The 17,927-nt window shown below is 71.4% G+C and carries 16 protein-coding genes and 1 pseudogene; 12 read left to right on the top strand and 5 right to left on the bottom strand.

The window, feature by feature from the left end; all coding sequences use genetic code 11:
* The 8 genes from LJ221_RS16905 to nuoN form a co-directional block, all read left to right on the top strand.
* Window positions 1–203 (top strand): hypothetical protein (locus LJ221_RS16905; protein ID WP_241717564.1); only part of this gene is annotated, 203 nt, incomplete at its 5' end.
* Window positions 203–1,609, top strand: a complete 1,407-nt coding sequence (gene nuoH / locus LJ221_RS16900) for an NADH-quinone oxidoreductase subunit NuoH (protein ID WP_241717563.1) — start codon at window positions 203–205, stop codon at window positions 1,607–1,609. The genes LJ221_RS16905 and nuoH, both read left to right, overlap by 1 nt.
* Entirely contained in the window at window positions 1,602–2,231 is a 630-nt protein-coding gene (nuoI, locus tag LJ221_RS16895; RefSeq protein WP_241717562.1) for an NADH-quinone oxidoreductase subunit NuoI, read from the top strand. Before nuoH ends, nuoI begins: the two co-directional genes overlap by 8 nt.
* Window positions 2,228–3,163: an NADH-quinone oxidoreductase subunit J gene (locus LJ221_RS16890; protein ID WP_241717561.1), complete on the top strand. Its 936-nt coding sequence runs from the start codon at window positions 2,228–2,230 to the stop codon at window positions 3,161–3,163. The genes nuoI and LJ221_RS16890 overlap by 4 nt, the downstream gene beginning before the upstream one ends.
* Complete coding sequence (gene nuoK, locus LJ221_RS16885; RefSeq protein WP_093660472.1) at window positions 3,160–3,459, top strand: NADH-quinone oxidoreductase subunit NuoK; 300 nt, start codon at window positions 3,160–3,162, stop codon at window positions 3,457–3,459. The genes LJ221_RS16890 and nuoK overlap by 4 nt, the downstream gene beginning before the upstream one ends.
* Window positions 3,460–3,472: 13 nt before the next feature.
* The gene (gene nuoL, locus LJ221_RS16880; RefSeq protein WP_241717560.1) at window positions 3,473–5,419 is read left to right on the top strand and encodes an NADH-quinone oxidoreductase subunit L; all 1,947 of its coding nucleotides are present in this window, start codon (window positions 3,473–3,475) and stop codon (window positions 5,417–5,419) included.
* A gap of 4 nt (window positions 5,420–5,423) precedes the next feature.
* Window positions 5,424–7,022 (top strand): NADH-quinone oxidoreductase subunit M, encoded by a 1,599-nt coding sequence (locus LJ221_RS16875; protein ID WP_241717559.1) that lies wholly within the window; start codon window positions 5,424–5,426, stop codon window positions 7,020–7,022.
* Window positions 7,019–8,653, top strand: coding sequence for an NADH-quinone oxidoreductase subunit NuoN (gene nuoN, locus LJ221_RS16870; protein WP_241717558.1), 1,635 nt, complete (start codon window positions 7,019–7,021; stop codon window positions 8,651–8,653). The genes LJ221_RS16875 and nuoN overlap by 4 nt, the downstream gene beginning before the upstream one ends.
* Window positions 8,654–8,745: 92 nt before the next feature.
* Here the strand turns inward: nuoN and LJ221_RS16865 are convergent, their stop codons facing one another.
* Both LJ221_RS16865 and fahA read right to left on the bottom strand, forming a co-directional pair.
* A complete protein-coding gene (locus tag LJ221_RS16865) occupies window positions 8,746–9,201 on the bottom strand; it encodes a hypothetical protein (RefSeq protein ID WP_241717557.1) in 456 nt (151 codons plus the stop codon).
* A gap of 143 nt (window positions 9,202–9,344) precedes the next feature.
* Window positions 9,345–10,583: a fumarylacetoacetase gene (gene fahA / locus LJ221_RS16860; protein WP_241717556.1), complete on the bottom strand. Its 1,239-nt coding sequence runs from the start codon at window positions 10,581–10,583 to the stop codon at window positions 9,345–9,347.
* 279 nt (window positions 10,584–10,862) lie between these two features.
* Here fahA and LJ221_RS16855 point away from each other — a divergent pair, with 279 nt between their 5' ends.
* From LJ221_RS16855 to LJ221_RS23500, 3 genes and pseudogenes are all read left to right on the top strand, one after another.
* A complete protein-coding gene (locus tag LJ221_RS16855) occupies window positions 10,863–11,873 on the top strand; it encodes a polyprenyl synthetase family protein (protein ID WP_241717555.1) in 1,011 nt (336 codons plus the stop codon).
* 277 nt (window positions 11,874–12,150) lie between these two features.
* On the top strand, window positions 12,151–13,401 hold the full coding sequence (locus tag LJ221_RS16850) for a DUF2092 domain-containing protein (RefSeq protein WP_241717554.1): 1,251 nt from the start codon (window positions 12,151–12,153) through the stop codon (window positions 13,399–13,401).
* Window positions 13,322–13,829 (top strand): annotated as a pseudogene (locus LJ221_RS23500) (ATP-binding cassette domain-containing protein); the annotation flags it as partial. The gene LJ221_RS16850 and the pseudogene LJ221_RS23500, both read left to right, overlap by 80 nt.
* A 69-nt stretch (window positions 13,830–13,898) precedes the next feature.
* Here the strand turns inward: LJ221_RS23500 and LJ221_RS16840 are convergent.
* Window positions 13,899–14,411: a VOC family protein gene (locus tag LJ221_RS16840; protein WP_241717553.1), complete on the bottom strand. Its 513-nt coding sequence runs from the start codon at window positions 14,409–14,411 to the stop codon at window positions 13,899–13,901.
* Window positions 14,412–14,492: 81 nt separating this feature from the next.
* Between LJ221_RS16840 and LJ221_RS16835 the strand changes: the two genes are divergently transcribed.
* Window positions 14,493–15,080 carry an ABATE domain-containing protein gene (locus LJ221_RS16835; protein ID WP_241717565.1) on the top strand — a complete coding sequence of 196 codons (588 nt, stop codon included), beginning with the start codon at window positions 14,493–14,495 and terminating at the stop codon, window positions 15,078–15,080.
* Between the two features lie 89 nt (window positions 15,081–15,169).
* On the opposite strand, the gene LJ221_RS16830 is transcribed toward LJ221_RS16835, so the two are convergent.
* Both LJ221_RS16830 and rarD read right to left on the bottom strand, forming a co-directional pair.
* Window positions 15,170–16,525: a M28 family metallopeptidase gene (locus tag LJ221_RS16830; RefSeq protein ID WP_241717552.1), complete on the bottom strand. Its 1,356-nt coding sequence runs from the start codon at window positions 16,523–16,525 to the stop codon at window positions 15,170–15,172.
* A gap of 223 nt (window positions 16,526–16,748) precedes the next feature.
* Complete coding sequence (rarD, locus tag LJ221_RS16825) at window positions 16,749–17,780, bottom strand: EamA family transporter RarD (protein ID WP_241717551.1); 1,032 nt, start codon at window positions 17,778–17,780, stop codon at window positions 16,749–16,751.
* Window positions 17,781–17,927: the final 147 nt, after the last annotated feature.

Raw genomic sequence — 17,927 nt, 5'->3', positions numbered from 1 at the left:
TGACCGGCCCGGCCGGGCCGGTCACCCTGCCGCTGGAGATCACCGAGATGCCCGACCGCGTGGTCTGGCTGCCGCTGAACTCCACGGGATCCGGTGTCCTGGACGGTCTGGGCACCGTGCCCGGCCGGCTCGTGAAGCTGTCGGCGGCCCCGGCGGCCCCTGCCGCCGGGAGCCCGCAGGAGACGAAGGGGGTGGAGGCGTGATGAGCCCGTCCGTCCCGGTCGGCGGGACGAGGTTCCTCGCCGACGAGGACCTGTCGATGTTCGGCACCGATCCCTGGTGGCTGATCGGCCTCAAGGCCGTGTTCTGCTTCGCGTTCCTGATGGTGACCGTGCTGATCTCCATCGTCATGGAGCGCAAGGTCGTCGCCTGGATGCAGCTGCGCATCGGCCCCAACCGCCACGGCCCATGGGGGATGCTCCAGTCGCTGGCCGACGGTGTGAAGCTGATGCTGAAGGAGGACGTCAACGTCAAGGCGGCCGACAAGGCCGTCTACATCCTGGCCCCCATCATCGGCGCGATCCCGGCCTTCATGGCCATCGCGGTGATCCCCTTCGGCCCGCCCGGCAACGAGGTGTCGATCTTCGGCACCCGCACCGCGATGCAGCTCACCGACCTGCCGGTGGCGATCCTGTACATCCTGGCCACCGCCTCCATCGCCGCCTACGGCACGGTGCTGGCCGGCTGGTCCTCGGGTTCCACCTACCCGCTGCTCGGCGGTGTGCGCGCCACGGCCCAGGTGATCTCCTACGAGGTCGCCATGGGCCTGAGCTTCGCGGCGGTCTTCCTCTACTCCGGGTCGATGTCCACCTCGACGATCGTCGGGGCGCAGGCCGACACCTGGTTCGCGCTGCTGCTGCCGGTGTCGTTCCTCATCTACATGGTGGCGATGGTCGGCGAGGCGCACCGCGCGCCCTTCGACATGCCCGAGTCCGAGGGCGACCTGGTCGGTGGCTTCAACACCGAGTACTCGTCGATCAAGTTCGCGTTCTTCATGCTCGCCGAGTACGTCCACATGGTCACCGTCTCTGCCCTGGCGGTCACCCTCTTCCTGGGCGGCTGGCGCGCCCCGGCGCCGATCAGCACCTACTGGGAGGGCGCCAACCAGGGCTGGTGGCCGCTGCTGTGGTTCGTCGTCAAGGTGAACCTGCTGCTGTTCCTCTTCGTCTGGCTGCGCGGCACGCTCCCGCGCGTGCGCTACGACCAGTTCATGAAGCTGGGCTGGAAGGTCCTCATCCCGGTCTCGCTGGCCTGGCTGATGCTGGTGGCCACCGTGCGGGCGCTGCGCAACGAGGGCTACGCCTTCGGCGACATCGTGCTCTGGGTCGCCGGCGCGGCGCTGGTGCTGCTCCTGCTCTCCTTCGTCCACGACGCCGTCCGCGCACGCGGCGAGCGCGCCGGCGAGGATGAGAAGCCCCGGGAGGCGGCCGGAGACGAGACCTTCGACCCGATGGCGGGCGGCTACCCCGTACCGCCGCTGCCGGGGCAGACCCTGCCGCCCGTACCGCGTCGGCGGCCGCGCCGCGAGCGGGAGACCGCGGGCGTGGGGGCCGGCGCGGACGGCGAGTCCAGCGAGACCGGCAAGGCCAGGGAGGCCGACGATGCCTGAGTTCGAGAACCCGGTGGCCGGCTTCGGCGTGACCTTCAAGGCCATGTTCAAGAAGCGGCTCACCGAGCAGTACCCCGAGCAGAAGAAGCCCACCGCGCCGCGCTTCCACGGCCGGCACCAGCTCAACCGGCACCCGGACGGGCTGGAGAAGTGCGTCGGCTGCGAGCTGTGTGCCTGGGCCTGCCCGGCCGACGCGATCTACGTGGAGGGCGCGGACAACACCGACGAGGAGCGCTACTCGCCCGGTGAGCGCTACGGGCGCGTCTACCAGATCAACTACCTGCGCTGCATCCTGTGCGGCCTGTGTGTCGAGGCGTGCCCCACCCGGGCGCTGACCATGACCAACGAGTACGAACTGGCCGACCGGAGCCGCGAGTCGCTCATCTACACCAAGGAGGAGCTGCTCGCCGGTCTGGAGGAGGGCATGGTCGACACCCCGCACGCGATCTTCCCGGGCATGACCGAGAAGGACTACTACCGAGGACTGGTCACCGAGGCCGCCGCGGGGACGGTCCGGCAGGAGGCCCACTCGAAGAACCCGAAGGACGAGTCCCCGCAGGCCGCCGCCGACACCTTCGGTCCCGACGAGCCGGCGGCCTCCGAGGCGGTGAGCGAGAAGTGAACGGCACCCTGCTGGCGGCCGCCTCCACCACCTCCACCGGCGAGGCGGTGCAGTTCTGGATCCTTGGCACCGTCGCGGTACTGGGCGCGCTCGGGACCGTGCTGATGAAGCGGTCTGTGCACTCGGCGCTCTGCCTGGCCGGGACGATGATCGTCCTGGCCGTGTTCTACCTGGCCAACGGCGCCTACTTCCTGGGCATCGTGCAGATCGTCGTCTACACCGGCGCGGTCATGATGCTCTTCCTGTTCGTGCTGATGCTCGTCGGCGTCACCGCCGCCGACTCGCTGAAGGAGACCATCAGGGGGCAGCGCTGGATGGCGGTCCTGTGCGGGCTCGGCTTCGGCATCCTGCTGGTAGGCGGCATCGGCAACGCCTCCGTCGGCACCTTCACCGGTCTGGCGGAGGCCAACGCGGGCGGCAACGTCCAGGGCCTGGCCCGGTCGATCTTCACCGACTACGTGTTCGCCTTCGAGATCACCGGCGCGCTCCTGGTCACCGCGGCCGTCGCCGCCATGGTGCTCACCCACCGCGAGCGCACCGAGCGCCGCGACACCCAGCGCGAGATGGCCGAGAAGCGCGTCCGCGAGGGCAAGCACCTCCCGCCACTGCCCGCGCCCGGCGTGTACGCCCGGCACAACGCCGTGGACATTCCCGGCCTGCTGCCGGACGGCACACCCTCCGAACTCACCGTCAGCCGGACGCTGCGCTCTCGCGGCCAGGTCCGGGACGTCTCCCGCGAGGCGCTGTCCGACCTGGCGGCGCTGGAGCGGCGCACCGGGGAGTACCTGGGCCGGGGCGAGAGCGGAGAGCGGGGCGTGCGCGACGCGGCGGACGTACGCAAGGACGCCCCGGACGACTCCCCGGCCGCGGACCGAGACCGCGACGGAGACGGGGACCGCGCCGGAGACCGTGACAGGGAGGCCGCCAAGTGAACCCGGTCAACTACCTCTATCTGGCCGCACTGCTGTTCACCATCGGGGCCAGCGGGGTGCTGCTGCGGCGCAACGCGATCGTCGTGTTCATGAGCGTCGAGCTGATGCTGAACGCGGCCAACCTCGCGCTCGTCGCCTTCTCCCGGCTGCACGGCAACCTCGACGGCCAGATCATCGCGTTCTTCACGATGGTCGTCGCGGCCGCCGAGGTCGTGGTCGGTCTGGCGATCATCGTGACGATCTTCCGCTCCCGCCACTCGGCCTCGGTCGACGACGCCAGTCTGATGAAGCTGTAAGGGGTAGCGAACAGTGGAGACTTTGATCGGACTGCTCGTCGCGGCGCCACTGCTGGGCGCGGCGGTGCTGCTGTGCGGCGGTCGGAGGCTGGACCGCACCGGCCACTGGATCGGCACGGCGCTGGCCGCCGCGTCCTTCGTCCTCGGCGCGGTGCTCTTCGCCGACATGCTCGGCCGCGAGGCCGAGGACCGCACCCTGAGCCAGCACCTCTTCAGCTGGATCCCGGTCGGCGGCTTCCAGGCCGACGTCGCCTTCCGGCTCGACCAGCTGTCGATGACCTTCGTCCTGCTGATCACCGGCGTGGGCACGCTCATCCACGTCTACTCGATCGGCTACATGGAGCACGACGAGCGGCGGCGCCGCTTCTTCGGCTACCTCAACCTGTTCCTCGCGGCGATGCTCCTGCTCGTCCTCGCCGACAACTACCTGCTGCTGTACGCCGGCTGGGAGGGCGTGGGCCTCGCCTCGTACCTGCTGATCGGCTTCTGGCAGCACAAGCCCAGCGCGGCGACGGCGGCGAAGAAGGCGTTCATCGTCAACCGCGTCGGCGACATCGGCCTGTCCATCGCCATCATGATCATGTTCACCACGTTCGGCACCTTCGCCTTCTCCCCGGTGCTGGGGTCGGTGGGCGAGACGAGCGAGGGCACGGCGACGGCCATCGGCCTGATGCTGCTGCTGGCGGCCTGCGGCAAGTCCGCCCAGGTGCCGCTCCAGTCCTGGCTGGGCGACGCGATGGAGGGCCCGACCCCGGTCTCCGCCCTCATCCACGCCGCGACGATGGTCACCGCCGGGGTGTACCTGATCGTCCGCTCCGGCGCGATCTTCGACGCCGCGCCCGCCGCGCAGACCGCGGTGGTCACCGTCGGCGCGGTCACGCTGCTCTTCGGTGCGATCGTCGGTTGCGCCAAGGACGACATCAAGAAGGCCCTGGCGGGCTCGACGATGTCGCAGATCGGCTACATGGTGCTGGCCGCGGGCCTCGGCCCGATCGGCTACGCCTTCGCGATCATGCACCTGGTCACCCACGGCTTCTTCAAGGCCGGGCTCTTCCTCGGCGCCGGCTCGGTGATGCACGGCATGAACGACGAGGTGGACATGCGCCGCTACGGCGGTCTGCGCAAGTACATGCCCATCACCTTCGTCACCTTCGGGCTGGGTTATCTGGCGATCATCGGCTTCCCCGGTCTGTCCGGCTTCTTCTCCAAGGACAAGATCATCGAGGCGGCCTTCGCCAAGGGCGGCGCCGAGGGCTGGATCCTGGGTGGTGCGGCCCTGCTGGGCGCGGCCATCACCGCGTTCTACATGACGCGCGTGATGCTGATGACGTTCTTCGGCGAGGAGCGCTGGCGCAACGCCCCCACCCCGTCGCCCGGGGAACCGGGCGTGGAGCCGGCCGCAGGGACCAGGAGCGAGTACGAGGTGCCGCACCCGCACGAGTCCCCGAAGTCGATGACGGTACCGATGATCGTCCTGGCCTTCGGATCGGTCTTCGCCGGCGGTCTGTTCAGCTGGGGCGAGGCGTTCGTCCACTGGCTGGAGCCGGTCGTCCCCTTCGAGCACGGGCACCCGCCGGTCAGCGCGCTCACCGTCACCGCGGCCACGGTCGTCGCCCTGCTCATCGGAGTCGGCGCCGCCTGGCTGCGGTACGGGCGCAAGCCCGTGCCCGCACTCGCCCCGCGCGGCTCACTGCTCACCCGGGCCGCGCGCCGCGACCTGCTCCAGGACGACTTCAACCACGTGGTGCTGGTCAAACCCGGCGAGTACCTCACCCGCGGGCTGGTCTACCTCGACCACAAGGTCGTCGACGGGGCCGTCAACGGCACCGCCGCGGCGGTCGGCGGTCTGTCCGGCCGGTCGCGGCGGGTCCAGAACGGTTACGCCCGCAGTTACGCGGTCTCGATGCTCGGCGGTGCGGCGGTCCTGGTCGCCGCGACCCTGCTGATGAGGGCGGTCTGATCCCATGTCATTTCCCCTGCTGACGGCGTTGGCCGCGCTGCCCGCGGTCGGAGCGGTCGCCACCGCCGCCGTACCCGCCGCCCGGCGCACCGCCGCCAAGTGGCTGGCGCTGGCCGTATCCCTGGCCACCCTGGTCCTCGCCGCGGTCGTGGCCTTCCGCTTCGACCCCGGCGGCGACCGCTACCAACTGACCGAGTCGCACACCTGGATCGCCGACTTCGGCGTCCGCTACGAACTGGGCGTGGACGGCATCGGGGTCGCCCTGATCGCCCTGACCGCCCTGCTGATCCCGTTCGTCGTCCTGGCGGGCTGGCACGACGCCGACCCCCTGGAGAAGCCGGAGCCCGACCGCCGCCGGTGGCGGCCCACCCAGGGCTTCTTCGCGCTGATCCTGGCCGTCGAGGCGATGGTGATCGTCTCCTTCGCGGCCACGGACGTCTTCCTCTTCTACGTCTTCTTCGAGGCCATGCTCATCCCGATGTACTTCCTCATCGGAGGCTTCGGGGACCGGGCGGGTTCCCGCGACGAGGGCGAGGCGGCCAAGCAGCGCTCCTACGCGGCCGTGAAGTTCCTGCTCTACAACCTCGCCGGCGGCCTGATCATGCTGGCCGCGGTGATCGGCCTGTACGCTGTCACCGCCGACCAGCTGGGCGAGGGCACCTTCTCCCTCCAGGCGATCGTCGAGGCCCGCGCCTCCGGCGAGCTGGCGATGGCGCAGAACACCGAGCGGCTGCTGTTCCTCGGCTTCTTCCTCGCCTTCGCGGTCAAGGCGCCGCTGTGGCCGCTGCACACCTGGCTGCCCAACGCCATGGGCGAGTCCACCGCGCCGGTCGCCGTGCTCATCACGGCGGTCGTCGACAAGGTCGGCACCTTCGCGATGCTCCGCTTCTGCCTCGGGCTCTTCCCCGAGGCCAGCGCCTGGGCCACCCCGGTGGTGCTGGTACTGGCGCTGGTCAGTATCGTCTACGGCGCCCTGCTCGCCATCGGCCAGCGCGACATCAAGCGGCTGATCGCCTACGCGTCGATCTCCCACTTCGGCTTCATCATCCTGGGGATCTTCGCGATGACCAGCCAGGGCCAGGGCGGCGCGGCGCTCTACATGGTCAACCACGGGATCTCCACCGCCGCCCTGATGCTGGTCGCCGGTTTCCTGATCTCGCGCCGCGGCTCCCGGCTCATCGCCGACTACGGCGGGGTCCAGAAGGTCGCCCCGGTACTGGCCGGCACCTTCCTGATCGGCGGACTCGCCACCCTGTCGCTGCCGGGGCTCGCGCCGTTCGTCAGCGAGTTCCTGGTTCTGGTGGGCACGTTCACCCGCTACCCGGCCGCCGGGATCGTCGCCACGTTCGGCATCGTCCTGGCCGCGCTGTACGTGCTGGTGCTCTACCAGCGAACCATGACCGGACCGGTCAGGCCCGGGGTCGAGCGCATGCCCGATCTCAGGAAGCGCGAGCTGGCGGTGGTGGCACCGCTGATCGCCCTGCTGGTCCTCCTCGGCGTCTTCCCCAAGCCGCTGACGGACATCGTCAACCCGGCGGTCGAGCACACCCTCTCGGACGTGCAGAAGACCGACCCCGATCCTGAGGTGGAGGCCGCCAAGTGAGCACCACCACGGAACTCACCCTGCGGGCGCAGGAGGTCATCCCCGCGCCCGACATCGAGTACGGGCAACTCGCCCCGGTGCTGATCGTCATCGGTGCCGCCGTCGTCGGCGTCCTGCTCGAGGCGTTCGTGCCGCGCCGGGCGCGGTACGCCGCCCAGGCGCTGCTGGCGGGCCTGGCCCTGGCGTCGGCCTTCGCGGCCGTCGTCGGGCTGGCCGCCGCAGGGCGGGCCACCACCGAGGCGGGGCTGGTCGCCATGGGCGCCCTCGCCGTCGACGGGCCGGCGCTCTTCCTGCAGGGCGTGATCCTGCTGGTCTCGCTGGTCGCGGTCCTCACCTTCGCCGAGCGCAGGCTCGACCCGCGGGCGCACGGCAGGCACGTGGACTCCTTCGCCGCCGAAGGCGCGGCCGTGCCCGGCGGCGAGGGCGAGAAGGCGGCGGTGCGGGCCGGGTTCACCACCACCGAGGTCTACCCCCTGCTGCTCTTCGCGGTCGGCGGCATGCTGGTCTTCCCGGCTGCCAACGACCTGCTGACGCTCTTCATCGCGCTGGAGGTCTTCTCGCTCCCGCTGTACGTGCTGTGCGCGCTGGCCCGCCGCAAGCGGCTGATGTCGCAGGAGGCCGCGCTCAAGTACTTCCTGCTGGGCGCCTTCTCCTCCGCCTTCCTGCTCTTCGGTATCGCCCTGCTGTACGGCTACGCGGGCAGCGTGAAGTACGCGGAGATCGCGTCGGTGATCGCGGACACCAACCGCGGCACGACCGAGGCGCTCGCCGGGACGACGGGCAACGACGTACTGCTGCTCATCGGCGGCGCGCTGCTGGTGATGGGCCTGCTGTTCAAGGTCGGCGCCGTGCCGTTCCACATGTGGACGCCGGACGTCTACCAGGGCGCTCCGACCCCCGTGACCGGCTTCATGGCCGCCGCCACCAAGGTCGCCGCCTTCGGCGCCCTGCTGCGGCTGCTGTACGTCGTACTGCCGGGGCTCACCTGGGACTGGCGACCGGTGATGTGGGGGGTCGCGATCGTGTCGATGCTGGTCGGCGCGGTCATCGCCATCACCCAGACCGACGTCAAGCGGCTGCTGGCGTACTCCTCGATCGCGCACGCGGGCTTCATCCTCGCCGGTGTGATCGCGGCGACGCCCTCCGGCATCTCCTCGGTGCTGTTCTACCTGGCGGCCTACTCCTTCGTCACGCTCGGCGCCTTCGCCGTGGTGACGCTGGTGCGGGACGCGGGCGGCGAGGCCACGCACCTGTCCAAGTGGGCGGGGCTGGGGCGCCGTTCCCCGCTGGTGGCCGCGGTCTTCGCGGTCTTCCTGCTGGCCTTCGCGGGCATTCCGCTGACCTCCGGGTTCGCGGGCAAGTTCGCGGTGTTCAAGGCGGCTGCGGAGGGCGGCGCGGGGGCGCTGGTGGTCGTGGGCGTGATCGCCTCGGCCATCGCGGCGTTCTTCTACATCCGCGTCATCGTCCTGATGTTCTTCAGCGAGCCGAAGGTGGAGGGGCCGTCGGTCGCGGTGCCGAGCCCGCTGACCACCACGGCGATCGCCGTCGGTGTGGCGGTCACCCTGGTGCTGGGCGTGGCCCCGCAGTACTTCCTGGACCTCGCCTCCCAGGCTGGGGTGTTCGCCCGCTGAGGGCGCCCGTACGGCGACGGCCGTCCGGCGTCCGTGCCGGGCGGCCGTCGCCGTACGCGCCGTCGTGCACGGGTTCCGCTACCCGGGCGCGCTCATTCCGCGGGGAGCTCCAGACCGCTGGGCAGTCCGCTGGGCAGGCCGCCGCTCTCGGGGATCTCGGTGGAGACCTCGGGGACCTCGACCTTGGTGAAGGTGTCGGTGGTGCCCGACTCCCAGACGACGGTGAGGCGCTCACCCTCCAGGCTCTTCACCGTGCCCCTGGTGCGGTCGGTGCTGCCGTCGGTGCACTTGAGGGTGAAGGTGACCGGATCGGCGCCGGTGTCGGCCGTGCCCGTGCAGGTGGTCTCGCCCAGCAGCGCCGCCTGCTCGCCGCTGACGCTCAGCACCATCGCCTTGCCGCCGCCCTCGGCGCTCCAGGTGCCGTTCACCCCGCCGGTCGCCGCCTCCCCGCCGGTAGGCTCGGCGGTCCGCCCGGAGCTCGTTCCCGGTCCGGGCTCCCCGGAGTCGCCGTCGCTTCCACAGCCGCTCACCAGCAGGGCTGCGGCCAAGGCGGCGGTCGCTCCCGCGTGCCGCGCCGATGTGCGCACATGGTCCCCCTATGCGTATCACTGCGTACTGCAAGGACACGTCAAACTAGCAGGCGACACCCGCCGGCGGCCCGGGACGGATTCCCGGCCGGGCCGGCGCGGTGTCAGGTGTCCCGGCCGGCGGCCGGGTGGATGCGGCCGGACACCTCGCCCAGACCGATGCGGGATCCGTGCGGGCCCGGCGCCCAGGCAGTGATGACGACCTCGTCGCCGTCCTCCAGGAACGTCCGCTCGCCGTCGGGGAGTCCGACCGGGTCGCGGCCGGACCAGGTCAGCTCCAGCAGGCAGCCGCGCTGTCGCACCTCGGGGCCGCTGACGGTGCCGGAGGCGAAGAGGTCCCCGGTGCGCAGCGAGGCGCCGTTCACGGTCATGTGGGCGAGTTGCTGGGGGGCCGTCCAGTACATCGCGGAGAACGGGGGCTCGGCGATGGTGTGTCCGTTGAGGGAGACCGAGATCCGCAGGTCCAGCCCGCCCGGCTCCCCGCCCGCGGCGTCCTCCAGGTAGTCCAGCAGCGGGTGGGTGCGCCGCGGCGGTTCGGTGCGGGCCGAGTCGAGGGCGTCCAGCGGGGTGACCCAGGCCGAGACTGAGGTCGCGAAGGACTTCCCCAGGAACGGGCCCAGCGGCACGTACTCCCAGGCCTGGATGTCGCGTGCCGACCAGTCGTTGACCAGGCAGACGCCGAAGACGTGTTCCCGGAAGTCAGCCTGCGGCACCGGTTCGGCCAGCCGGGAGGGGGCGCCGACGAGAAAGCCGACCTCCGCCTCGATGTCCAGGCGGCGGGACGGGCCGAAGGAGGGGGAGGCCTCGTCGGGAGCCTTGCGCTGCCCCTGCGGGCGGACGACGGGGGTGCCGGAGACGACGACGGTGCCGGAGCGGCCGTGGTAGCCGATCGGCAGGTGCTTCCAGTTGGGGGTGAGCGGTTCGCCGCCGGGACGGAAGATCCGCCCGACGTTGGTGGCATGGTGCTCGCTGGCGTAGAAGTCGACGTAGTCGGCCACCTCGAAGGGGAGGTGGAGGGTGACGTCCTCGAGCCGGATCAGGTACTGCGTGACGGCGCCGGCGTGCTCGGGTGCGGTCAGCCAGGAACGCAGCTCCGCGCGCACTGCCTGCCAGACCGGGCGCCCCGCCGCCATCAGGGGGTTGAGGTCCGGCTTCTGGAGCAGGCCGGTGTAGGGCGAGCCGAACGCGTCGGCCGCCGAGCCCGCGTCCAGGACGTACGGGCCGTAGCGCACGCCGATCCGGCGCAGATCGGGGTCGTCCTCGGTGGTGAAGACGCCGTAGGGCAGGTTCTCCGGGCCGAAGAGATCGCCTTCGGACAGTTCGAGCGGGGTCGCGTCGGACATGGGTGAGGTGCCTCGCCTTCGAGGTCGTCGCCGGTCAGGGCCGCGAACAGGCTACGCGGTGGTGATCCGCGGCAGAAGCGACCCGCTGCGGGGCCCCGGGAAGGGCCCGGACGCGGCCTCCGTCACAGAGGTAACGCGACGGTCGTGATCCCCTCGGGACCGGCTACGCTGCCAGGGATGACGATGGCGACAGCGGCCCGGCGGTACGGCGACACACCGCGTATGCCGCGACGAGCCGCGTGATCGTTGGCTGATCGTACGCAGACAGGAGTACCCCTCGTGACCGTCGTCGGGCCCTTCGGGCTGAGCGTGCGGGACCATGCGCTGGAAACCGATGTCCAGGCGGGGTTGGCGGCGGTCGAGGAGGGCCTCGTCGAGGCCACCAAGAGCGGCGTGCCCTTCATAACGGAAGCCGCGCAGCATCTGGTGCGGGCCGGCGGGAAGAGGTTCCGCCCGTTGCTGGTGATGCTGGCGGCGCAGTTCGGCGATCCGCACGCCCCGGGGGTGGTGCCCTCGGCGGTGGTCGTGGAGCTGACACATCTGGCGACGCTCTACCACGACGACGTGATGGACGAGGCGGACGTGCGGCGCGGAGTGCCCAGCGCCAACGCCCGCTGGGACAACTCCGTGGCCGTCCTCACCGGCGACTTCCTCTTCGCCCGGGCCTCGCACATCCTGGCCGACCTGGGGCCGGAGGCGGTCCGGATCCAGGCCGAGGCGTTCGAGCGGCTCGTGACCGGGCAGATCCTGGAGACGGCGGGACCGCGGGAGGGCGACGACCCGATCGCCCACTACCTCGACGTGATCGCGGGCAAGACCGGCTCGCTGATCGCGGTGGCCGGGCGCTTCGGCGCGATGATGTCGGGCGCGGACGAGAGCGTCGTGGACATCCTCACCCAGTACGGAGAGCGGATCGGTACCGCCTTCCAGCTGGCCGACGACGTGCTCGACATCGTCAGTGACTCCCACGAGTCCGGCAAGACCCCCGGCACGGACCTGCGGGAGGGCATCGCGACGCTGCCGGTCCTGCGTCTGCGCGCCCGTGCGGCCCGCGGCGGCTCGCCGGAGGACCTGGCCCTGTGCGCGCTACTGGACGGCGATCTGAGCGATGACACCCGGCACGCGGAGGCGCTGGCGGGACTGCGCGCACATCCGGCGCTGGAGGAGGCGCGACGCGACACGATCCGCTGTGCGGACGAGGCCCGCAACGTCCTGGCGCCCCTGCCGGACTGCGCGGCCAAGGAGGCCCTCTCCTATCTGTGCGACTCGGTGGTCCACCGCGCGGGCTGACCGCGCCGAGGGTGCCGTCCGCCCCGACCCGGAAGGGTCCGTACGCCTCGGGGAGGGGGCGGGGAGCCGCGCGCGGTGCCCGTGGGACGAGGCGGCGCCGGCGGTTGTCATACCTCGGGAGTAGACCGGCTCGACCCTGTCGTCTGACGCCCTGTCCGGAGCAATTTGGTGGGATTGACACCGTCACCCCGCACCGGAATGGGTGAGAATGGCGGCCAGGGGTTGACGAGTGCGACGTACGGACGAACCGCCGCCGATCACGGAGGTAAGGGCACACATGGCACGGACCCGACCGATGAAGAAGACGTTGCGTTACGCGGTGCCGGCGACCGTGGCCGGAGCGACGGTGGTGGCCGTCGGCCTCGTACCGGCACTGGCCAGTTCCGGCGGCAGCCCGGATCTGGCGAAGATCACCGCCGAGGAGCTGGTCGCGAAGATCGCGGCCTCGGACACCCAGCAGCTGTCCGGGACGGTGAGGATCACCACCGACCTCGGTCTGCCGGCTCTGCCCGGCATGGGCTCGGGCGGCTACGGCGGCGGCCGGGAGGAGAGCGGCGGGGACGGCTCCGGGAGCGCCGATCCGCGTGGCAGGCTCACCGAGCTGGCCTCCGGATCCCACACCCTGCGCGTGGCGGTGGACGGACCGGACAGACAGCGCCTCTCGATCGTGGAGAAGGCCGCGGAGTACAGCCTCATCCGCAACGGCGGTGACGTGTGGGCGTACGACAGTGCCTCCGACACCGTCCACCACACCGTCCTCCCGCGGGAGACCGAGCGGGGAGCCAGCCGGGGGGAGGTCCCCGGGGGGCTGGAGAAGGCGACCCCGCAGAAGGCCGCCCAGGAGGTTCTCAAGGCCGTCGACGCCACCACCTCGGTCACCGTCGACGGTACGGCGAAGGTCGCCGGACAGGATGCCTACCAGCTGCTGGTCGAGCCGAGGCAGCCGGACAGCACGGTCGGTTCGGTGCGGATCGCGGTGGACGCGGACAGCGGTGTGCCGCTGAGGTTCACACTCACCCCCCAGGACGGCGGAAAGGCCGCCGTCGACGTGGGCTTCACCGAGGTGAAGTTCGCCAAACCGGACGCCGATACTTTCGCCTTCAAGCCGCCGAAGGGCGCGAAGGTCACCGAGGAGAGGCTCGACGGCAAGCGGAACGGCTCCGGCGGGACGCCGCACGAGGGCGGCGGTGGCACCGAGGGCAAGGGCCTGGACGGTGCAGGGGGACCGCCGTCCGGCCTGGAGGTCGTCGGTGAGGGCTGGAACTCGGTCGCCCGGATCGAACTGCCCGGCGGAGGCCCGGTGCCCGGCACCGGCCCCGGCAAGGACGCCGGGCAGGAGGCGACGCCCGAGGTGCGCGGGCTGCTCGACGGCTTCACCGAGGAGGTCAAGGGCGACTTCGGCACCGGCCGGTTCTTCGGCACCCGCCTCGTCAACGCCCTGATCACCGATGACGGCACCGTGTACGTCGGAGCCGTCACCCGTGAGGGGCTGGTCAAGGCGGCCGACTCCGCCGGCCGGGCCGGATAGCGCGCCCGCCGCCCGGTCCCGCGGCGGACAGCTCGCCGTGGACGGCCTCGACCTGGCGGTGCCGCGCGGCAGTGTCTTCGGTTTCCTGGGGCCCAACGGTTCGGGCAGGACGACCACGATCCGGATGCTGTTCGGACTGATCGAGCCCAGCGGTGGCAGCGCGCGGCTGCTGGGCGAGCCGATGCCGGACGCGGCCCGGCGGGTGCTGCCGCGGGTGGGCGCGCTGATCGAGGGCCCGGCGCCGTACGGCTTCCTCCTGGCCGTGACAACCAGCTGCGGCTGGACGCGGCCGATTCGACCGCCGATCCCCGCACCCGTGCGGCCCGGGTGGAAGAGGCACTGGAACGGGTGGGGCTCACGGCCGCCGCACGCAAGAGGGCACGGGCGTACTCGCTGGGCTGAAGCAGCGCCTCGGTCCGGCGGCGGCGCATGGGCCCGGTTCGCCGGCCGGGACGTCACTGTCTGAGCCGCCCGAGCGACGCCCCGGTCCGCCCTCCTCATGCCACGCAGAATTCATTACGTTCGGGATCCGTCATCACCGTCCACTCACCGCCCGGCTCTCTCACCTGCCGTATGACCGCCGCGCCCAGGCCCTCCAGCCGGGCAACGGTCTCCTCACGCCGGCCGGGGCCCGAATGGACATCGATGTGCAGGCGGTTCTTGACCGTCTTCGCCTCCGGGACCCGCTGGAAGAGCAGACGCCGTCCCAGCCCCGCGCCGCTGTCGGGGTCGGCCGGGTCCTCCGGATGGCGTGCCGCCGCCAGGTCGCGCCAGGCGCGGCGGCCATGGTGCTCGACCAGAATGTCCTCACCCACGGCACCGACACCGAGCAGGCGCTCGATCAGGGTGCTGTTGTCCTCCACCCGGTATCCCAGGGCCGCGGCCCAGAAGTCGGCCAGCCGGTGCGGGTCCGCGCAGTCGATCACGAGTTTCCAGCCCAGCACCTCGTGAGCGCCGTCCGCCGAATCCGCCCCGTCCGCCGAACCCGCCGTGCCCGAGGACTCCGCCATCGTCCCGTCTCCCGTCCGCCGTCTTCCCCTTGATCGGTAACCAGTTATAGTGGTTACGTGACGGAGTCCGCAACAGGTCTGATGCTGCACTCACCCGAAGGGGTGCCCTACCGCTTCGACCCGGGTGCCCTGTGCCTGGAACTGCTGCCGACGGGCGGGGCCGGGAGCCACGCCCGCCGCGAGGTGCTGCACGAGCCGGTCAACCTCGCGGTCTGGGCCGCCCGCTCCCGGCTGCGTCCCGCACCGTCGATCGAGGTGACGGAGGCGGAGCTGACCGCCGCCAGGGAGCTGCGCGCCACGCTGTGGCGGATGGCGGTGGACCGGGTGCACGGACGTACGCCGCGCCCGCAGGACGTGGCGGCGGTCAACGAGGCCGCGTCCTGTCCGCCGCTGCCGGTGCGGTTGCGGCAGGACGGCGGACGAGGCTGGACGAGGGAATGGGGGCCGGGCGCGACCGGCACGCACCTGCTCTCGACCGTCGCGCGTGACGCCGTCGACCTGTTCGGCGGCCCGTACGCACACCGGATACGTGAGTGCGCGTCGGACGACTGCCGCCTGGTCTTCGTGGACACCTCGCGGCCCGGACGCCGCCGCTGGTGCTCGATGGAGCGCTGCGGCAACCGCCACAAGGTCCGGGCGCTGCGCACCCGCCGGGAGGGGGGGGAGTGACCACGGGCTCGCGGCGATCGCCCGCCCACCGGTCCGGCGGGGCGGACCGGCGGGCGGGACCGGGACGAGGACCGGAGGAGCCGGACGGGTCAGAAGGTGAGCTTCCAGCTGTCGATGTAGCCGGAGTCGCTGCGGTACACGTCCCGCACGCGCAGTCTCCAGGTGCCGGAGGCCGCCTCGGAGGAGGCGTTGACGGTGTAGGTGGTGATCACGTCGTCGCCCGAGTCCCAGCCGGAGTTCTTCAGCCGGTAGCTGCTGCCGTCGGGCGCCACCAGGTCGATGACCAGATCACCGCGGTAGGTGTGCCTGATGTCGACACCGACTTCGAGGTCGCTCGGGGCGTTTCCGGCGAGGCCGGTGACGGAGACCGGGGACTCCACGGTGCCCGGGTCCGGGATCTGGTGGTCGTCCGTGTTCTCGAAGGTGTCGCCGTCCGGCGGCGGGGTGGTGGCGCCCGAGCTCAGCGTCCACACCGCGTGGGCGGCGGCGTCGCTGTTGCGGTCCAGGGCGGTGTCGTTGACGTTGGCGGTGGTGTCGCAGGAGGAGTGGTAGCAGCGGTCGAAGGCCTGCCCGGCGGTGCCGCCCCACTTCTGCGCCTGGGCGCTGGTCTTGACGCGTCCGGCGCCGGTGAACAGCCCGCCGACGGGGACGCCCGCGCTCTTGAACGGAGCGTGGTCGGACCGTCCGTCACCCTCCGTCTCGATCTCGGTCGGGATGCCCTTGGCGGCGAACCAGTCCTTGAAGACCCTCTCGATGGCCGGATCGTCGTCGTAGACGAAGTAGCCGGCGTTCGGCGAGCCGATCATGTCGAAGTTGAGGTAGCCGTCGATCCTCGACCGCTCCGTGGAGGAGAGGCTGTTGACGTAGTGCTTCGAGCCCACCAGACCGAGTTCCTCGGCCCCCCACCAGGCGAACCGCAGGTGCTTGTCGGGCTGGTACCCCGCACGGGCCACGGCCAGGGCGGTCTCCAGGACGGCGGCGGAGCCGGAGCCGTTGTCGTTGATGCCGGCGCCGCTGCTGACCGAGTCCAGGTGCGCCCCGGACATGAGGACGGCGCCGCTGTCGCCACCGGGCCAGTCGGCGATCAGGTTGTAGCCGGTGGTCCCGTTGTAGGTGAACTGCTGGAGGGTGGTGGTGTAGCCGGCGGCGTCCAGCTCGCCCTTGACGTAGTCGACCGACGCCCGGTAACCGGGGCGGCCGTGGGCACGGTTGCCGCCGTTGGCGCCCGCGATCGCCTGGAACTGCGAGAGGTGCGCCTTGACGTTGGTGAGCGGGATGTCCGGCGCCGGGGCGGCTGGGGCGGCTGGGGCGGTTTCGGCCGTGGCCGGGGCGGTCGTCGCGGTGAGCAGCCCGGCGGCGAGCACGCCGGCGAGTCCGGCTCCGAGTCCGGCGCGGTGGAGGGAGGATCGTCGGGGGAGCCGGCGTCCGGCGTGAGTGGGCACCATGCCTCCTGCGGGGGTTGACGTGGACAGGATGCTGATGGGGTGCCAGCGTGTCGTCAAGGGCGACATTCGGACATATGTATCCGAATATCGGACGCTACCGTGCTGACGTGGCGCACCCTCGCGTTACGCCGGGAAAAGGCCGGTTCCGGCCGTTCCCTCCTTTGGGGTTCCTTTACGGAGGGCCGGCCGGAACCGGGAGACCGGCCGCGGCCGGCCTCCGGGGTCAGTTCTTCGCGGCGTCCGACGGTGTGCCCGCCACCGCCGGGCGGTCCGCCGGACGGCCGGTCCTTCCGGGCTCCGCGCCCTCGGCCTCTCCGCCGCCCGTCCGCGGTGTCAGTGCGGACGCGGCCGCCGCCCGCAGGCGTGCCCGCGAGCGGCGTGCGGTGTGCAGGGCTTCCCAGGTGAGCAGGCACAGCGCAGCCCAGACGAGCAGGAAGCCGGCCCAGCGCTCGGGCGGCATCTCCTCGTCGAAGGCCAGCAGGCCCAGCAGGAACATCGAGGCGGGCGCCAGGTACTGCAGCAGGCCGATCGTGGACAGCGGCAGCCGTACGGCCGCCCCGCCGAAGAAGATCAGCGGCAGTGCGGTGGCCAGTCCGGCCAGGGAGAGCAGCAGTGCGTGCCCGGCCCCCTCGGTGGCGAAGGTGGCCTCGTCCCGCGAGCCCAGGAGGACCAGGAAGGCGACGGCGGGCAGGAACTGCACGGCCGTCTCGGCTCCGAAGCTCGCCACCCCGTCCAGCCGGACGCCCTTCTTGATCAGTCCGTAGAGTGCGAAGGTGACGGCCAGGGCGAGCGAGAGCCAGGGCAGCCGGCCGTACGCGACGGTCATCACACCCACCGCCAGCGCCCCGATGCCGACGGCCACCCACTGGGCGGGCCGCAGCCGTTCGCGCAGCAGCAGGACGCCGAGGGCGATGGATATCAGCGGGTTGATGAAGTAGCCGAGTGAGGCCTCGATGACCTTCCCGGTCCCGACCGCCCAGATGAACAGCCCCCAGTTGACCGATATCAACCCGGCGGCCAGGGCGATCAGCCCGAGCTTGCGGGGGTCGCGCAACAGCGGGCGCACCCAGGCCCAGCGGCGCAGCGCGGCCAGGATGACCAGGGCGGTGGGCAGCGACCACACCATCCGGTGCGCCAGGACCTCGGTGGCGCCGGCGGGCTCCAGCAGAGCCCAGTACAGCGGCAGCAGGCCCCACATCCCGTAGGCGGCGAAGCCGAACAACAGTCCTGTGCGCTGCTCGCCCTGCGACTCCAACGTTCCTCCTCCGAGGTGGCCGGTCCGGCCGGACCGGCCGACATCAAGACGGTAGCGCCGTACGCCCCGACTGTCATTTCCGTTAAGGCGTACGGTGCTTACGTATCGTGCTCCGTCCCGCACACTCGGCGCATCCCGGCCGGGATG

The sequence above is a fragment of the Streptomyces sp. CNQ085 genome, from assembly GCF_022614595.1.
GTDB lineage: Bacteria > Actinomycetota > Actinomycetes > Streptomycetales > Streptomycetaceae > Streptomyces.
Note: the sequence above shows the minus strand (reverse complement) of the source record. Positions and strands in the feature narration are given on the sequence as shown.

Bases quoted from the DNA above. Each gene is read 5' to 3' on its own strand.
- nuoH (WP_241717563.1), top strand. From the start codon at position 203: ATGAGCCCGTCCGTCCCGGTCGGCGGGACGAGGTTCCTCGCCGACGAG.
- nuoI (WP_241717562.1), top strand. From the start codon at position 1,602: ATGCCTGAGTTCGAGAACCCGGTGGCCGGCTTCGGCGTGACCTTCAAG.
- LJ221_RS16875 (WP_241717559.1), top strand. From the start codon at position 5,424: ATGTCATTTCCCCTGCTGACGGCGTTGGCCGCGCTGCCCGCGGTCGGA.
- fahA (WP_241717556.1), bottom strand. From the start codon at position 10,583: ATGTCCGACGCGACCCCGCTCGAACTGTCCGAAGGCGATCTCTTCGGC.
- LJ221_RS16850 (WP_241717554.1), top strand. From the start codon at position 12,151: ATGGCACGGACCCGACCGATGAAGAAGACGTTGCGTTACGCGGTGCCG.
- LJ221_RS16840 (WP_241717553.1), bottom strand. From the start codon at position 14,411: ATGGCGGAGTCCTCGGGCACGGCGGGTTCGGCGGACGGGGCGGATTCG.
- LJ221_RS16835 (WP_241717565.1), top strand. From the start codon at position 14,493: ATGCTGCACTCACCCGAAGGGGTGCCCTACCGCTTCGACCCGGGTGCC.
- LJ221_RS16830 (WP_241717552.1), bottom strand. From the start codon at position 16,525: ATGGTGCCCACTCACGCCGGACGCCGGCTCCCCCGACGATCCTCCCTC.